14 protein-coding genes are annotated in these 15,214 nt (G+C 54.1%); 9 read left to right on the top strand and 5 right to left on the bottom strand.

From position 1 onward, the window contains the following. Positions 1-13 precede the first annotated feature (13 nt). Entirely contained in the window at positions 14-1,507 is a 1,494-nt protein-coding gene (locus TREBR_RS11335) for a type I 3-dehydroquinate dehydratase (protein WP_041610869.1), read from the bottom strand. A 156-nt stretch (positions 1,508-1,663) separates the two neighbouring features. Here TREBR_RS11335 and TREBR_RS13870 point away from each other — a divergent pair, with 156 nt between their 5' ends. Both TREBR_RS13870 and TREBR_RS11325 read left to right on the top strand, forming a co-directional pair. Then, on the top strand, positions 1,664-3,490 hold the full coding sequence (locus tag TREBR_RS13870) for a methyl-accepting chemotaxis protein (protein ID WP_013759309.1): 1,827 nt from the start codon (positions 1,664-1,666) through the stop codon (positions 3,488-3,490). A 124-nt stretch (positions 3,491-3,614) separates the two neighbouring features. Further along, the gene (locus tag TREBR_RS11325; RefSeq protein WP_013759308.1) at positions 3,615-5,231 is read left to right on the top strand and encodes a Na+/H+ antiporter NhaC family protein; all 1,617 of its coding nucleotides are present in this window, start codon (positions 3,615-3,617) and stop codon (positions 5,229-5,231) included. A 137-nt stretch (positions 5,232-5,368) separates the two neighbouring features. Here the strand turns inward: TREBR_RS11325 and TREBR_RS11320 are convergent, their stop codons facing one another. Genes TREBR_RS11320 through def form a run of 3 tightly spaced genes read right to left on the bottom strand, consistent with a single transcriptional unit; the run spans position 5,369 to position 7,968 of the window. After that, entirely contained in the window at positions 5,369-6,391 is a 1,023-nt protein-coding gene (locus TREBR_RS11320; RefSeq protein WP_013759307.1) for a PASTA domain-containing protein, read from the bottom strand. A 3-nt stretch (positions 6,392-6,394) separates the two neighbouring features. Continuing rightward, entirely contained in the window at positions 6,395-7,408 is a 1,014-nt protein-coding gene (gene fmt, locus TREBR_RS11315; RefSeq protein ID WP_013759306.1) for a methionyl-tRNA formyltransferase, read from the bottom strand. Next, positions 7,405-7,968: a peptide deformylase gene (def, locus tag TREBR_RS11310; protein ID WP_013759305.1), complete on the bottom strand. Its 564-nt coding sequence runs from the start codon at positions 7,966-7,968 to the stop codon at positions 7,405-7,407. The genes fmt and def overlap by 4 nt, the downstream gene beginning before the upstream one ends. Before the next feature lie 207 nt (positions 7,969-8,175). Here def and TREBR_RS11305 point away from each other — a divergent pair, with 207 nt between their 5' ends. Genes TREBR_RS11305 through proC form a run of 4 tightly spaced genes read left to right on the top strand, consistent with a single transcriptional unit; the run spans position 8,176 to position 11,679 of the window. Continuing rightward, entirely contained in the window at positions 8,176-8,745 is a 570-nt protein-coding gene (locus tag TREBR_RS11305) for a hypothetical protein (protein WP_013759304.1), read from the top strand. 23 nt (positions 8,746-8,768) lie between these two features. Then, entirely contained in the window at positions 8,769-10,034 is a 1,266-nt protein-coding gene (locus tag TREBR_RS11300; RefSeq protein WP_013759303.1) for a glutamate-5-semialdehyde dehydrogenase, read from the top strand. Next, positions 10,031-10,831, top strand: coding sequence for a glutamate 5-kinase (gene proB / locus TREBR_RS11295; protein ID WP_013759302.1), 801 nt, complete (start codon positions 10,031-10,033; stop codon positions 10,829-10,831). The genes TREBR_RS11300 and proB overlap by 4 nt, the downstream gene beginning before the upstream one ends. Then, positions 10,828-11,679, top strand: coding sequence for a pyrroline-5-carboxylate reductase (gene proC / locus TREBR_RS11290; protein WP_013759301.1), 852 nt, complete (start codon positions 10,828-10,830; stop codon positions 11,677-11,679). Before proB ends, proC begins: the two co-directional genes overlap by 4 nt. 6 nt (positions 11,680-11,685) lie before the next feature. On the opposite strand, the gene TREBR_RS11285 is transcribed toward proC, so the two are convergent. Then, positions 11,686-12,006, bottom strand: coding sequence for a helix-turn-helix domain-containing protein (locus TREBR_RS11285; RefSeq protein WP_013759300.1), 321 nt, complete (start codon positions 12,004-12,006; stop codon positions 11,686-11,688). A gap of 137 nt (positions 12,007-12,143) precedes the next feature. Between TREBR_RS11285 and TREBR_RS11280 the strand changes: the two genes are divergently transcribed. The 3 genes from TREBR_RS11280 (at position 12,144) to TREBR_RS11270 (ending at position 14,440) form a co-directional block, all read left to right on the top strand. Continuing rightward, entirely contained in the window at positions 12,144-12,500 is a 357-nt protein-coding gene (locus TREBR_RS11280; RefSeq protein ID WP_013759299.1) for a PEGA domain-containing protein, read from the top strand. 47 nt (positions 12,501-12,547) lie between these two features. After that, the gene (locus TREBR_RS11275; protein ID WP_156786665.1) at positions 12,548-12,901 is read left to right on the top strand and encodes a hypothetical protein; all 354 of its coding nucleotides are present in this window, start codon (positions 12,548-12,550) and stop codon (positions 12,899-12,901) included. Between the two features lie 192 nt (positions 12,902-13,093). Next, positions 13,094-14,440: an MATE family efflux transporter gene (locus TREBR_RS11270; protein WP_041610866.1), complete on the top strand. Its 1,347-nt coding sequence runs from the start codon at positions 13,094-13,096 to the stop codon at positions 14,438-14,440. Positions 14,441-15,214 lie beyond the last annotated feature (774 nt).

Here is a 15,214-nt window from a genome sequence, read left to right as displayed (position 1 = left end):
ACGGTGTCGGTCATCAGTATTCTGCTCCTGTGAATAATTCAAATTGTTTATATGCCTGATATTCAAGCATCGTGTGTCCGTTTGAAACTTTGCATCCGGCGGCTTTTGCGCGCGCCATAACGGGGGTGATTTCCGGCACGTATACGACGTCGTACACTGCTTCGTATCCCTTGAAATCGTAAAAGAAAATGGGATCGTTCTGTTCCGTCGCCGGCGGCGCGGCGCCCATCCCTTTCGGCGTGGTCTGGATAATGAGATCGGAATATTTTTCGAGCAGATCGGCTGATTCGGGACCGAGCGGCGCCCATTTGAAATTGAAATTTTCGGCGATTTGCTTGGCCTTTGAAACGGTACGGTTAAAAATGCAGGCTTTGCCGCGCAGCTGTTTGACCGCGAAAGCGGCGGCTTTTGCCGCCCCTCCGGAACCGATGATTGCGACTTTGCAGTGCGCGAGGTTTTTTACGTTCATAAAGTCGCAGACCGCCCTGCTCAGTCCGTACGCATCCGTATTGTAGCCGAACCAGTCCGACTCCGTGCGTACGATCGTGTTGCAGGCGTCGATTTCGCCGACTTCCGCCGATACTTGCGGTAAATATTCAAGCACTTTTTCCTTGTGCGGTATGGTAACGGAAAGCCCCTGTATGCCCGTTTCCGCGGCGAATTCGAGCGCTTCCGAGACAGTCGCGGCGCGCACCGGCACATAGGCGGCATTCATGCCGTGCTTGCGGTACCCTTCGTTGTGGATCCGCGGACTGTCCGTCGCAGCGAGCGGATAGCCGGTGATACCGTATAATTTGGTGTTCGCATCTATCGCCCTGAAGTTGTATATTTCGTTCAAGGTAACCGGGTCGATGTGTCCGATCTGCTGCATACCGCCGGTCGGTTCTTTCGGCGACGTATAAGTCAAAAACGAGTGAAGTCTTCCGGCCAATATACGGGACGGCAGGCCGAGCGGTCCCATTGCGCACAGAATGTGTTCCGAATCCGCAAGAGAAGCCGCTTCTGCAAACATGTGCGTTACGTCGGAGAGCGAATGCGGCATACAGGCGAGTTTGGGTATTTCAAAACCGGTCGTCCGCATCTTTGCAAGCCGTTCGCAGATATTGTACACGGGATTTTCCATATCGTGCGCGCTGCGGATAATTCTGGTTTCGAACGCGAGCGCCGCGTCCTGCAGACTCGGCACGTGAAAATCCTCTTCAAAATCTATGTACGCAAAATTTTTGCGGGTATCCTGTTCCGCGAACGCGAGTCCGCGGGCGAACAGCATCGTACGGGAAGCTTCGCCTTCAAGAAATTGTCCGCCGTCTATTTTCCGCCGAATTGTCAGAATGCACGGAAGGCCCGCCATCGCGGGAAAATGCCTGATTTGGAGCCGTTCGTCTTTTTCGAGGTAGTCGACGCGTAATTCCGCCATATCGATCCACTTCCGATACGTATTCAAAATGGCCAGATCTTCCGCCAGCGTATTTCCGGTCAAACACAAACAAATTTTAGGTCGCTGCATATCCGCTATCATAGCGCAAAACGGAATGCCGTTTCAATCGGCGGGCGCGGTGCGGCCGTATTTTTTTCTTGACAAGTACCGGCGGGTATGGTACCATTGCGCCGTTTCGGTTGTAAATCAATATGGTATCACAAGATTGCATGAAGGGGTTTTTTCGTGAAAAGCATCAAAACAAAACTTATCGTACAAGTCTGCGCTATCGTGTTCGTTGTGTGCGCGGGGTTGGGACTTATTTCTTCCATTTTTGCCTGGTCTGCCATGAAAAATACGATCGATGAATATATGGGACGTTTGTCCGATTCCTGGGCGACCGCGATCGGAAATAAAGTCGAAGCCGATATGGCCGCGTTGCGCCAGCTTGCCCGCCGTTCCGTTTTTTCTCAGAATATGCCGTTGTCCGATAAAGTTTCGTATCTGCAGCCCGAAGTTGCAGCAAACGGTTCGTACAGAAGTTTGGCGATCATAGATCTTGCGGGCACCGTACAGTCTACGAACGGAGTAACGGCGAACGTTGCCGGCGAAGATTATTTTACGGCGGCTCTGCAGGGAACCGAATCCGTACGGGAACCGGAATTTTCCGCCGAAGCCGGCGCGCTTATCCAGATTTGCACCGTACCCGTGTTCGACGCCGCGGGACGCGTTGCGTGCGTTCTCATGCTGACGCGCGACGGAACGTATCTTTCGTCTCTTGCGCAGCAGATTCGTATCGGCGTTGAAGGCGGCGGAACGATTTTCAGTGCGGAAACCGGTAAAACGATCGGGCACCGCTTTCCCGAAAAGGTTGTGCAGGGCGAAGACATCATAGCCGATTCGCTTGAAAATCCCGCGCTGAAAGAAACGGCCGACTGCGTTCGCGGTATTATGGCCCGTAAAACGGCGGTAACTTCGTACACGTACGAAGGGGTTACCAAAAACTGCGCGTATCAGCCGATACCGGGTACGGCCTGGGGACTGTTGCTGTATCAGCCGCAGAATGAAAACATGGACGCCGTTTATCGGCTGATAGAGACGATTATCGGCATCAGCGCGCTGCTGTTTATTGCCGCGGGCGTCTGCGTGTTTTTTTATTCGGGAACGTTCATCCGTCCGATCGTACTTGCCGCGGAGCAGCTGCGGATTTTGGAGTCGGGTGATTTGCACACGCTGAACGCTATCAGCCGCTACACCGGCCGGCGTGACGAGATCGGGCGGCTTGCCGGTTCCCTGTCGCGGCATCGGGACGCGCTGACTGCCTTTATCGGCAAAACGGCGGCCGTTGCAAATCAGGTTTCGGCAGGCAGTGCGCAGCTCAGCTCCACCCGTCAGGAATTGTCGACCGGTGCGTCGGCGCAAGCCGCCTCTACCGAAGAGATTTCCGCCTCGATTGAAGAAATGGTGTCCACTATCCGGCAGAGTATGGATGCGTCCGTAAAAACCGGTGAAATCGCAAAAAAAGCGGCGGAAGAAAGTTCGGTCGGCGGATCCGCCGTTCAGCAGGCCGTTACGGCTATGAACGACATAGCGGCAAAAATCGGCATCATCCGGGATATAGCGAGTCAGACGAATCTGCTTGCGCTGAACGCGGCCATCGAGGCGGCCCGCGCCGGTGATTCGGGAAAAGGGTTCGCCGTCGTGGCGAGTGAAGTGCGGAAGCTCGCGGAACGCAGCCGGCACGCCGCGGAGGAAATAAACGATTTGTCCGCGGCGACGGTAAACGCCGCCGAAAAGGCGCAGGAAACGATTCTGCACATCGTGCCGAATATCAACGAAACGGCTTTGCTGGTTGCCGGAATTACCGAGTCGAATCGCCAGCAGGATCAGGGCGCGCAGCAAGTCGATAAAGCCGTCGTGCAGCTCGATTCGGTGGTGCAGCGGAACGCGGCCGCTTCCGAGGAGGTTGCGGCGATGGCGGCGGAACTTTCCGCTCACGCCGCGCAGCTTACGAAGGAAATCGCCTTTTTCAAAACGGCGCGGGACGGTGCTGCGGAGGAGGCGCGGGCCTGACGCGGAGGATGCGCAGACCTGACACGGAGCCGGCCCGGTTCCGGCTCAAAATATTTCTGTACTAATCCGTTAATTCATGCTAAAATGGCTGCATTCTTTATGTTGAAAAAGAGAGGTTGCTAGTATGGATCATTACGGGTTATGGGGAATTATCCCGCCGCTTTTGACAATCATTCTTGCGTTCGTAACAAAAGACGTTATCGTGTCGCTTTTTCTCGGTATTTTTTCCGGTGCACTGATTATTGCCGGCGGAAATCCCGGATCCGCGTTAATGAATTTATCCGATTTGCTCGCCGGTTCTTTAGCCGACGGGTGGAATATCCGTATCTTTTTATTCTGTGCGCTGCTGGGCGGACTGGTCGGAATGCTTTCAAAAACCGGTGCGACCCGCTCGTTCGGGCGCTGGGCTTCGGCAAAGTTAAAAACGGGCACCAGTTCCCAGTTCATGACGTTCGTATTCGGCATTATCATTTTCATAGACGATTATTTCAATTCGATGTCCGTCGGTACGGTTATGCGTCCGATCAGTGACAAAACCGGCGTGTCCCGCGCCAAGTTGGCGTATATCCTCGACTCGACGGCCGCACCGGTGTGTATTTTGGCGCCCATTTCAAGCTGGGTGGTAACGGTCATGTCCATCGTCCGTGATGCGCAGGGCTTTGAAGCGCTCGGCATGACCGAATTCGAGTTTTTCATCAGATCGATTCCGTATAATTTATACGCGCTGCTGGCGCTGCTGATGGTGCTTTCGGTGATCTTTTTGAAGCGGGACTTCGGTCCGATGCTTCAGTCCGAAACGCTTGCAAAACAGGGCGTGCTTTATAATGAAGAAAAATACGGGCCGGCGTCCGGTTCCGTGGAAGAAGAAAACGACACGCGGGCAAAGCCGTTCGACATGTTGTTTCCGATCATCGTACTGATCGCAAGCGCCGTCGCTTTTTTTCCGATCGTAACCTGGATCGGCGCTATTGACGGCGAAACCGTTACGTCTTTTTCACAGGCCGTTTCGTCCATGAGTCTCGGCGCGGCGTTCAACGATACGGATTCGTCGGTCGCATTGATGTACGCGGTCATCTTTACCGTAACGGCAACGTACGTGTACTATTTGGTGCGCCGCCTTTTGACGCTGAAAGAATCCGGTGAGGCGCTGCGCGACGGCATCAAATCGATGATACCGGCGCTCATCATTTTGACGATGGCGTGGTCTATCGGTTCCATCATCAAATCTCCGCGCGCGGACGGCGGCTTGGGTCTCGGCCTGTATCTGTCGGAAGTGGTCAAAAACGGCGGCTTTCCCGTGCAGCTTTTGCCGTGCATTCTGTTCATTTTGTCCGCGGTTATCGCGTTCGCAACCGGTACCAGCTGGGGAACGTTCGGCATCATGATTCCGATCGCCATGCCGATCGTAACCGGACTTGCTCAGTCGAACGGATTTGCGACCGGCGCGCTGGTTAACGCTTCGATGATTTCGATTGCGGCGGTTATCGGCGGCGCGGTGTTCGGCGATCACGCGTCTCCGATTTCCGACACGACGATCCTATCTTCGACCGGTGCGAGCTGTCCGCACCTTGAACACGTTGCGACGCAGATGCCGTACGCGATATTCGTTGCAGTCTGTTCGTTTATCGGGTTCGTTATCGGCGGATTGCTGCTGAACGCGTTTGCTGCCTGGATTGCGGCGCTCGCCGTGTTCGCGCTCGGTTTGGCGGTTTTGCCGAAACTCTGCAAAGGCCGCGCGTAAGGCGTCAAAAAAAAACGCAGGCGTGAACTGCACGGCGCTGCGTTTTATCGTATCTGTCTGTAAAGAGCCGGCTTGAAAGTGCGTTACTTTTTTGCCGGCTTTTTCATTTTATCGCTTTATTACTGATTACGGGTTTATTACTGAACGATCGATTTGACTTCTTCACGGCCTTCGACACTCAGCAGCAGCTGCGTGCCCGCGGGCAGCGCGTACGGCACGGAAAGATTTCCGCCGGGATGGCTGAACGCCGCGATCGTGTACCGTTCGCCGTCGGGCGTAACTGCGTCGAGTTTCATCGAAAGCGGATACGGATACGCCGGCAGCACCGCCGTGAATAACCCGTAAGAGTTCCCGTTCAGCGGTCCGGCGGGGAACGCAAAGTCGACGGTCATCCGGGAATAGTTGGGAAGGAACTCTCCCGTTTCCTGCTGTGCGGTAACCGTGCCCGGAACTTCACCGTCTTGGACCGTGTGGGCGGTAAAATCGAACGTGATTTTACTGCGGGACATCTGGGTCAGCACGTCGTTGACGCTCATTTTCAGCAGATTGGGGACTCTAGTCTGTTCGTACGCGGGACCGCGGCTTACCACGAGGCTGACGGTAACCGGCTCGGCGATTTTGGTTCCGGCAGGCGGATCCTGTTCGAGAATAGTTCCCGCTTCCGACATATCGGCTTTATACAGGGGGTCGGAAAGCACGATGAGCGGCTTTGTCGAACCGGAAAAAAGCGTTTGCAGTTTGATGCGCAGATCGTCGAGTTTCAGTCCGGTATAATCTTCAATCTGGTCGATGACGACGCCGCGGCTTACGACCAGATTTATTCTGCGCCCGGCTTTGACGATTGCACCGGAGACGGGGTTCTGTTCGAGTATCGTTCCTTCGTTGCCGGGAACGTCCGAGTACCGCAGCTGAATTTTGGGGTACAGTTCCTTCGCCTGCATTTCGATGAGCGCCGCGGTCAATTCTTTACCGACGACGTCCGGTACCAGTACTTCTTCAGGGCCTTTTACGTTGGCAAAAAAGACCGCGATACAAATCGCGATCATGACGACTATCGCGCTGAGCGCGGCGACGACGAGCGCTTTACCGTTCGACTGCATTTTTTCCATCGAACTGGAAAATCCGATTCTGAGTTTGGTAAAAAAATCTTTGATATTCATGGGCTATTCCTGTGTTCCGCAGATCATTCCGGGGAAATCTCCGGAACCGTTTATAAAATCTTTCCAATCGACGGCTTTTTTCGTCTGCCACTGCAGGGTCGCCGCGGCAAGAATTCCGTTACCTGTTTGTATCAGAATTCCTTCTTTTTTGTCTACCCCGAGCACCGTTCCCGGTATTGCTCCCCGATCGAGCGCTTCGCGTGCTTGTTGGGGTAATTCTCCGCCGTAGACGGCCGCCCGATGGATTTTAAGTTGTACGCCGCGCACGCGGGTGAACGCGCCGGGCCAGGGATTGAACGCCCTGATTTTTGCGTCTATCGCGCGCGCCGTGTCGTGCCAATCAATCAGCCCGTCTTCTTTTTTGAGCATTGCCGAATAGGTTGCGTCCGCGTCGTTTTGCGGAATACCTTCCGGAATCGCACGGTTTTTCGCCGCTCCGGTAATGATTTCCAGCAGCATTTCAGCTCCGGCGCGCGCCGCGCTTTCAAGCAGTACTCCGGCGGTTTCCGTGCCGGAAAGCGGAATGATGCGCTGCAGCAGAATGTTTCCGCTGTCCATTTGTGCGGCGAGTTTTTGGACGGTTATCCCCGTTTCCGATTTACAGTCGAGGATCGCGGCGGGAACCGGCGCGCAGCCGCGGTACGCGGGCAGCAGCGACGGGTGCAAATTGATGCCGCCGTACGGGAACAGCGCCATAAATTTGGGGCCGAATATTTTGCCGTATGCAAAGCAGACCAGCAGATCCGGGTGCACTGCGGCGATCTGTTCGCGGGCCTGCGCGCCGAGCTTTTCCGGCGTGAACACGGGAACGGTTATTCCGTACCGGCTCTCCGCGCGTTCGGCTTCCTGCGCCACCGGCGTGGGAACGAGCGCTTTGCTTCGGCCCTGCGCCGCCGGCGGATTGGTCAGAACGCCCGCTATCCGAAATTGCGCGCCGGGTGTAACCGACTCCGCGATCAGCCGTTCGAGTGGAATTGCAGATACATCGGGACTGCCCGCGTACAGTATGTTTATCACTCGCAACCTGCCTTTTTTGCAGTTTTTGCCGCAATCTTTGCCGCTTTGGCGGCTTTCGCCTGTTCTTTCAGTTTGCGCCGTTCCGCTTTTTTTTCAAACGAATCGATCGTTTTGGCGCGAAAATCGGGATCGCCCCGATCGATATACAGAATACCGTCCAGATGGTCGTTTTCATGCTGGATGATACGCGCCAAAAATCCGTCCGCTTCAAGCGTGAACGGCTTGCCGTGTTCGTTGATTGCCTGAACGGTTACCTTGGCGGGGCGCGTAATATGTTCGTATATTTGGGGAATGCTCAAACAGCCTTCTTCGTAGTCGCACGTTTCGCTTGAGGTCGCGATTATCTGCGGATTGATGAATACGCGGCGGACACCGTCGTCCGCGGTGATCACGAATAACCGTTTCAAAACACCGACTTGCGGCGCCGCAAGTCCGACGCCCTGCGCTTCATCCATCAATTGGAACATGTCCTGCGTCAGCCGGCGGATTTCATCGGTAACTTCGTTAACCGGTTCCGATTTTCGGCGCAGCAGTTGTTCGCCTAAGTACAATATCTTCATGTTATTTATGGTATAAAAATGATCCGGTTAAGTCAAGGAGTCGCGCGTTTTACGGGGAACGGGAACGCTTTTCCGTACGTATCCGCGGAGCAGCCGGACGTTACGGGCTGCAGATGCGGATAAATCGTGAACGTTTCCCGGCGGCGTCCGCGAACCGGCCGGATATTCACCCCTTGATTAAATCGCCGGAAAAGTCTATACATAAGTATGGAGATTTCAGAAAATAATCAGAACAACGTTATTCTGCAATTCGTTGATACCGATGTCGTACGGGCTTTCGGCATTTTATCATCGAGCGATAAAGACGATGCGGATAAGGCCGCCGCGTGTACCGTGGCCGACGTGTTCGGCGCCGGGCTGCCGTTTAAGGCCATCGTTGAGGCTTCCGGCAGCGTTCATAACGACGCGGAACAGAAACTGATTGCGAGTTTCCATAGTAATTTAAAATTGCTTGTTGAAAAAACCTGGGTTGAAAAATCGGACGAAGCGCTCAAGCAGCAGGTGCTGTACCGGCTCGAGCGGATTTGCGGCAAACTTGCCGACGGTGAATATGCGGACTGTTATACGGATTTTATCGCCGTGCTTTCGGACGTCGTATATCTGCTGTTCGGCGTACAGGCTAAAAAAGAAGATTTCGCCGAATACGCGCTCCGCATTGACCCCGAATTCGGAATATTCTGGTGGTATGTGCGGTCGTTGCCGCAAACTCCGTCTTGGCCTGCTGAAAAATGCCGTATCGTTATGCTGCTGGGAATGTATTTTCTGGCTAATTATTGACCTGAAAACAGGCGGTCCGTCTTATGGATATAAAACGTATATGCGCCGGTCTGCGTGCCGGTGCCGAACAGCTTGCCGTACATACCGCGGAGCGGAAAAACGGGGCGCTGGCCGCCGTTGCAAAACGGCTCGACGCGGCGCGTGCCGAAATTCTTTCCGCGAACGCGCGCGACGTTGAAAAAGCGGCCGCCGCGGGTATGAAAGAAAGTCTGATAGACAGACTGCGCCTTACTCCCTCCCGAATCGATTCAATTCTTGAAAGTATTCGCATTATAATGGAACAGACGGACCCGGTCGGGCAGTGCGTCGCCGGATGGACGACGCCGAACGGTTTACGCATTCGTCAGCAGCGGGTCCCGCTCGGCGTTGCGTCGATCATTTACGAATCGCGCCCGAACGTAACCGTAGACGCGTTCGCGCTGGCGTATAAAAGCGGCAACGCGATTCTGCTGCGCGGCAGTTCTTCCGCGCTCGAGTCGAATAAGGCGATCGTGTCCGCAATCAAGGCCGGTCTTGCGGAAACGGGCGTTCCCGAGGCGATAGAACTTGCCTGTTCGGGCAGTCACGCCGAAGTGGACGAAATACTGAACGCCGTCGGCTTGATAGACGTAGTGCTGCCGCGCGGCGGGGCTGCGCTCATTAAAATGGTAGTCGAAAAGGCGCGCGTTCCCGTTATAGAAACGGGCAGCGGTGTGTGTCATTTATTCATAGATGAAAGCGCGGATATCCGGAGTGCCTGCGCGATAGCCGAAAACGCGAAACTGCAGCGCCCCGGCGTGTGCAACGCGATTGAAACGCTCGTCGTGCACCGCGCCGTTTTGCAGCAGCTGCTGCCCGCGTTGGAAGAAACGTTTGCCGGGCGCGCCGAGTTCCGCTGCGACGCGGAGTCGTATCCGATTCTGAAAGCGGCTGCCGAAAAGGCCGGCCGCGCGCCGTGCGTCGTACGGGCCGTTCCGGAAGATTTCGGTTACGAGTTTCTCGATACGATCCTCGCGGTGAAAACGGTCGGCTCGGTTGACGAAGCAATCGGTTTTATCAACGCGCACAATACGCACCATTCCGAATCCGTTGTTACGCAGAGCCTGCCGAACGCGGCCGCGTTTCAGCAGCGCGTCGACGCGGCGTGCGTCTACGTGAACGCTTCCACGCGGTTTACCGACGGCGGCGAGTTCGGATTCGGCGCGGAATTGGGAATCAGTACGCAAAAACTGCACGCGCGCGGCCCTATGGGACTGACGGCACTGACGACGACGAAATTTTTTATCGACGGTGAAGGACAGATACGATGACAGTTCAGCAGACGATACACGACGCGCGTAAGATCGTCATAAAAATAGGTTCAAATACGCTTGCAAAGTCGGACGGAACGATCAATTTTGCTTTCATGCAGGATTTTGCCCGTCAGTGCGGTGCGCTCGCTGAAAAAGGAAAGCAGATCGTGCTGGTGTCTTCGGGTGCGCAGGTTGCCGGTGTTTCAACGCTCGACCGGTGGGCGCGCAAAAAGGATATCCATTACCGGCAGGCGCTGTGCGCGATCGGACAAGTGGAACTTATGGATAAATGGCGCAGTGCGTTCGGCGAATTCGGTCTGCACATCGGGCAGCTGCTGCTGACGAAAGAAGATTTTGCCGACGATCACCGGACGCTTAACATGCGCAACACGCTGTTCACGCTGGTGGACGAAGGCGTCGTGCCGATTATCAACGAAAACGATTCGGTTGCGTTCGACGAAATACGCATCGGCGACAACGACAATTTGAGCGCGCTCACGGCGGTGCTGTGGAGCGCCGATTTGCTGATTCTGTTCAGCGACATCGACGGCGTGTTCACTGACAATCCCAAAACGAATCCGGCGGCGGAACTGATAGAAAACGTCCGCAATATCAGCGAACTGCGTACGCACATCATTATCGGTTCCGCTAACAGTTTCGGAACCGGCGGCATGGCTACGAAGATCGAGGCGGCCGAACGGACGACGTCGTACGGAATTCCGATGATTCTTGCAAACGGCGGCCGCGAACACGCGCTTGACCAACTTGCGGCCGGTACCATGAAGGCGACGCTGTTCGAGGGAGAAAACATATGAAAAGTACGGTGAACGTGTGCTGCATAGGCAGCGGCGTTATGGGCGGCGCGCTGATGAAAGCGGTCGTAAAAGTGACCGGCGGCGATAAACTGATTATTGCCGACGCAAATCCCGAAAAGGCGAAAGCGTTCGCCGCGGAAGCGGGCTGCGCCGCCGCGGCTTCCAATAAGGATGCGGTGAAGGGCGCCGACGTCGTGTTCATCGCGGTAAAACCGTCGTTCATCGGCGCCGTTATGGAAGACGTTGCGCCGTATCTTGCCGGTAAAACGGTCGTTTCCGTTGCGGCGGGCGTGCCTCTCGCTTCCGTACGCGAATCGTACGCGTTTAACGCGATGATGTCCGGCCGGGACGGTTCCGAAACCGTTACGTTCATTCGGCTGATGCCGAATATTCCCGCCACCGTCGGCGAAGCGATGATCGCGCTGTGCACCGAATCCGGCGCGCCGGCTGCGGCGGAAAATTCCGCCGTACAGACGGTGATGACTTTGCTTTCGCAGGCCGGCCGGGTGGAACAGGTTCCGGAAAAACTGATGGACGCGGTAACGGCCGTCAGCGGTTCGGGTCCCGCGTACGCGTTTATGTTCATAGAAGCGCTCGCCGACGCGGCCGTCAAATTCGGTATGCCGCGCGCTCAGGCGTACGTATACGCGGCTCAGACGCTCAAAGGCGCCGCCGCGATGCAGCTTGCAACCGGTACCCATCCGGGCGCGTTAAAAGACGCCGTTTGTTCGCCTGCGGGAACTACGATTGAAGCGGTTAAAGTGCTTGAAGACCGCGGTTTCCGTTCGGCCGTTATCGGTGCGGCTGAAGCTGCGTTTGAAAAGTCGATCGAGTTGGGCAAAAAATAATTTTTTTCAGTGCCGTTTCATTTCCGCAATGAGTGCAAGGACGGATTTTTTATCGTTGGGGCCCAGCGATTCAAAGTCTGCCAGCAGTTTCCGGCGTTGTTTATAATTTTCTTCCGTATCGTGTTCCTCTGCGCCCGTCGCCAAATATTCTACTGAAACTTTCAACGCTGCCGCTATTTTTATCGCTGAATCTATATTCGGCAGCGCGTTGTGTCCGTTTATATAATTACGCAGCGTATTTACGCTGATGCCTGTCAGTTCGGACAGTTCTTTCTGCTTTATATCCTGAAATTCCATTTCCCTGCGCAGATTTTCTTTAAAACCCATACGTTTATATTAATCTTATCAGATTGCTATTCCTCTTGACATAAATCTGAAAAGATATAAAATAGATTTAAATGTGATTAGATATAATCATTTACATGTGCATATCTGATTAAAAATGCTGAGAAGAGAGGTTCGTGATGAAATCAAAAGTGTTCGTATCAGTTGCTGCGGTCGTTACTGCGGTGCTGTTGGGAACGGGGTGTGTGTCCGGAACGAACGTCCGGTTCGTTTCCGACGTTCCCGGTGCGCAAGTGTACGTGGACGGAGAACTTGTGGGTACTACGCCGACTGCCGTAAAACTGAGCAACGCAGTCTGGGAATCACCGGACGTTCTGATTGTAAAAGAAGGGTATAAAGATACGTATACGGAACTTAAAAAAGAAGTGAAACCGGTTAATCTCGTATGCGGTCTGCTGCTGTGGTGGCCGTCGCTGCTGTACGTGTACGGTCCGAAACAGAATCAGTCTTATGTTTTAACACCTTCCGCGCAATAATGCGAACCGGCTTGCGTTTTTTACGGCTGGCCGTTTTTCTGCTGTGTATGGGAATTGCCGTTTTCGGTTGTTCAAATGCGCAGCGGCCGTACGGTGTTTGGAAAAACGGTGAAAGAACGATTGTCATCACCGATTCGGATACGTTTCAGATCCTATATGGTGATACCGCGGAAATAAAAGGTTTTCGCGGGCGTGCGGATATCGATAAAAACGTGCTCAGTTTGTCGTTTGAAGAATATTTATACAAGGACGGTCGATGGTATTCCGTTGCCGGAACCGATCTTGAAAATCACGTAGAGCAGCTTTCTTTTTTAGTAAGCAAAGATACGCTGCGGACTTATATTCAAAATACTGAAAAACAATACGTGTACGAACGCGTTGCCGAAACTTGCTTGCAATAGACGGCGAAAGCGTTTATGATACTGATAAATATGCCGATGTGCCGGCCGTGCGGGTACAAGACCAGCCGGGATTGGAGGGGCCGCGAAGCGGGTAAAAACGGGCCGGAACGGAACGTTTTTACCGGCCGAGAGGTCAAGCCCCGAAAAGCCCGTGTGCGGAGACGTGCGCTTCCAATAAGGTTTTATTCATATATGGTAAAAATGACAACGGGGAATATTCCCCGGCACCTCGTATCGTACGCGGTTCCGCTCGTATTGGGAAACGTGTTTCAGCTCACGTACAACGCCGTCGATTCGATCGTTTTGGGGCGGTTTGCCGGAACCGTGCCGTTGGCGGCGGTGGGGGTTGCGAGTCCGGTCATGAACATCGTCATTTTTGTCCTCGTTGGGCTGTGCATGGGTGCGTCGATTCTGATGAGCGGGTTTTTCGGTGCGGAAGATTACGGGACGCTGAAACGGCAGATTTCCACCGCGCTGTTTCCGGGGCTTGCGTTTACCGCCGTGCTGAGCGCAGTGGGGATTGCGTTCGTGCGGCCGCTGCTGCAGCTGATTCGGACGCCGCCTGAACTGCTGGATACGGCTGCGTCGTATTTGAGGATCGTGTTCGGTTCGCTTGCGTTTACTTTTTTATATAATCTGTTTGCGTCGGCGCTGCGCAGCGTGGGAGATTCGCGGACGCCGATCGTGTGCGTCGTGATTTCCGCCGTTTTGAACGGTGTGCTCGATTTCATTTTCGTGGCGCGCTGCGGCTGGGGTGCGAACGGGGCTGCCTGGGCTACGGCGGGGGCGCAGGTGGTTTCGGCGGTTTTGTGCGTCGGCTACGTGTACGCGCGGCAGCCGCTGCTGCGGATTTTGGCGCGGGACGTGGTGGTGGACGCGGCGCTGCTGAAAAAAACGGTGCAGTTCAGCTGGGTGAGCGCGATGCAGCAGACGTGTCTGTACGTGGGGAAGCTGTTCGTTCAGGGGGCGGTGAATCCGCTCGGCGTGGGAACGATTGCGGCGTACAACGCGGTTACGCGCGTGGATGATTTTGCGTTTTCACCGCAGCAGAGCATTTCCCATTCGCTGACGACGTTTCTTGCGCAGAATCGCGGTGCGGAAAAAACGGAGCGGCTGCGTTCGGGAATCAGAGCGGGTATGCTTATAGAGACGGCGTATTGGGTAGGCATCGGCACTGCGGTGTTTTTTTGCGCCGAGCCGATCATGCGGCTGTTCGTGGGAGCGCAGGCGGCGGTGGTGCTGTCCGGTTCGTCGTATCTGCGCGCGATGGCGTTTTTTTACCTGTTGCCCGCTTGGACGAACGGTTTGCAGGGGATTTTTCGCGGGATGGGGGACGTGCGCGTGACGCTCGTTTCGACGCTGCTGCAGATGGGCGCGCGGGTGGCGTTCGTGTACGTGCTTGCGCCGCGGTTCGGCATTCAGGGGATTGCGTACGCGTGTGCGCTCGGCTGGGTGGTGATGATTGCGTACGAGTTTCCGATGTACGTGAAACGGATTCGGGGGCGTCTGGGGCGCGCGGGAGATTTCGGAAAAGCGTGATTTTGATTCGTATAATTCCACCGGTTTTTGTGTCGGATGGAATCGCTTGTATTTAGCGTTTCCGCTTGTAAAACATTCGAACAATTTTGCGTTTTGACTGAAGCTTGTCCAGGCGTATTCGACCGGCGACATAGAAAATCCTTTAATAGGGATTTGTTTTTTTCGGAGAATGACAAAACATCGGGTCGGTGGTAGCTGAAAATAATTACCGCCGAATATAATTTGATTTTTTGAGACGCGAAATAGCTCGGAAAAATATTCTGGATCAGGCGCAACGTCCCATTTTTTTATTTTATTGTCATATTTTTTTGCCCAAGATCCTCCGGTGCGTGATATCATATTTTTTGAACATCCTGATATTGAACCTCCAGATTTATTAATTTTCCCGTTCTCGTGCCCCCCCCCCGTACGGCGGATCTACGATTGCAAGGTCGAATTCCTTATCTTTGCATTCTTTTAAAAAAGGCATACAATCTCTTAAAAAGACGGTGTTGTTCACGGTGACTCCTTTATTTGAGAATATCACGCAAAACAACTTGCTTTTTTTATACAGACATGATATATTAATTATGGTTGAGGAGCTTCTAGAAATAGGACTGCCCGATCGGTGCCGGGGGCGTTTATTAAAACGCCCCCGTGATTTTTTTAAAGAATAGTTTTTTTGACCTTTCCTTTTATAATCCAAAATACGGTCATCGGAGAGTGATGCTCTCCTTTCCATATTGCGAAAGCGTCGCGAATATTATCGTCCGTGAAGCTGTCCGGAATAGTAAG

Source organism: Treponema brennaborense DSM 12168, assembly GCF_000212415.1.
GTDB classification, from domain to species: Bacteria; Spirochaetota; Spirochaetia; order Treponematales; family Treponemataceae; genus Treponema_F; species Treponema_F brennaborense.
The sequence above is the reverse complement of the archived record's forward strand: the minus strand, read 5'-3'. Positions and strand labels throughout refer to the sequence as shown.

Bases quoted from the DNA above. Each gene is read 5' to 3' on its own strand.
- TREBR_RS11335 (WP_041610869.1), bottom strand. From the start codon at position 1,507: ATGCAGCGACCTAAAATTTGTTTGTGTTTGACCGGAAATACGCTGGCG.
- TREBR_RS11325 (WP_013759308.1), top strand. From the start codon at position 3,615: ATGGATCATTACGGGTTATGGGGAATTATCCCGCCGCTTTTGACAATC.
- TREBR_RS11320 (WP_013759307.1), bottom strand. From the start codon at position 6,391: ATGAATATCAAAGATTTTTTTACCAAACTCAGAATCGGATTTTCCAGT.
- def (WP_013759305.1), bottom strand. From the start codon at position 7,968: ATGAAGATATTGTACTTAGGCGAACAACTGCTGCGCCGAAAATCGGAA.
- TREBR_RS11305 (WP_013759304.1), top strand. From the start codon at position 8,176: ATGGAGATTTCAGAAAATAATCAGAACAACGTTATTCTGCAATTCGTT.
- TREBR_RS11300 (WP_013759303.1), top strand. From the start codon at position 8,769: ATGGATATAAAACGTATATGCGCCGGTCTGCGTGCCGGTGCCGAACAG.
- proB (WP_013759302.1), top strand. From the start codon at position 10,031: ATGACAGTTCAGCAGACGATACACGACGCGCGTAAGATCGTCATAAAA.
- proC (WP_013759301.1), top strand. From the start codon at position 10,828: ATGAAAAGTACGGTGAACGTGTGCTGCATAGGCAGCGGCGTTATGGGC.
- TREBR_RS11285 (WP_013759300.1), bottom strand. From the start codon at position 12,006: ATGGGTTTTAAAGAAAATCTGCGCAGGGAAATGGAATTTCAGGATATA.
- TREBR_RS11280 (WP_013759299.1), top strand. From the start codon at position 12,144: ATGAAATCAAAAGTGTTCGTATCAGTTGCTGCGGTCGTTACTGCGGTG.
- TREBR_RS11275 (WP_156786665.1), top strand. From the start codon at position 12,548: ATGGGAATTGCCGTTTTCGGTTGTTCAAATGCGCAGCGGCCGTACGGT.
- TREBR_RS11270 (WP_041610866.1), top strand. From the start codon at position 13,094: ATGGTAAAAATGACAACGGGGAATATTCCCCGGCACCTCGTATCGTAC.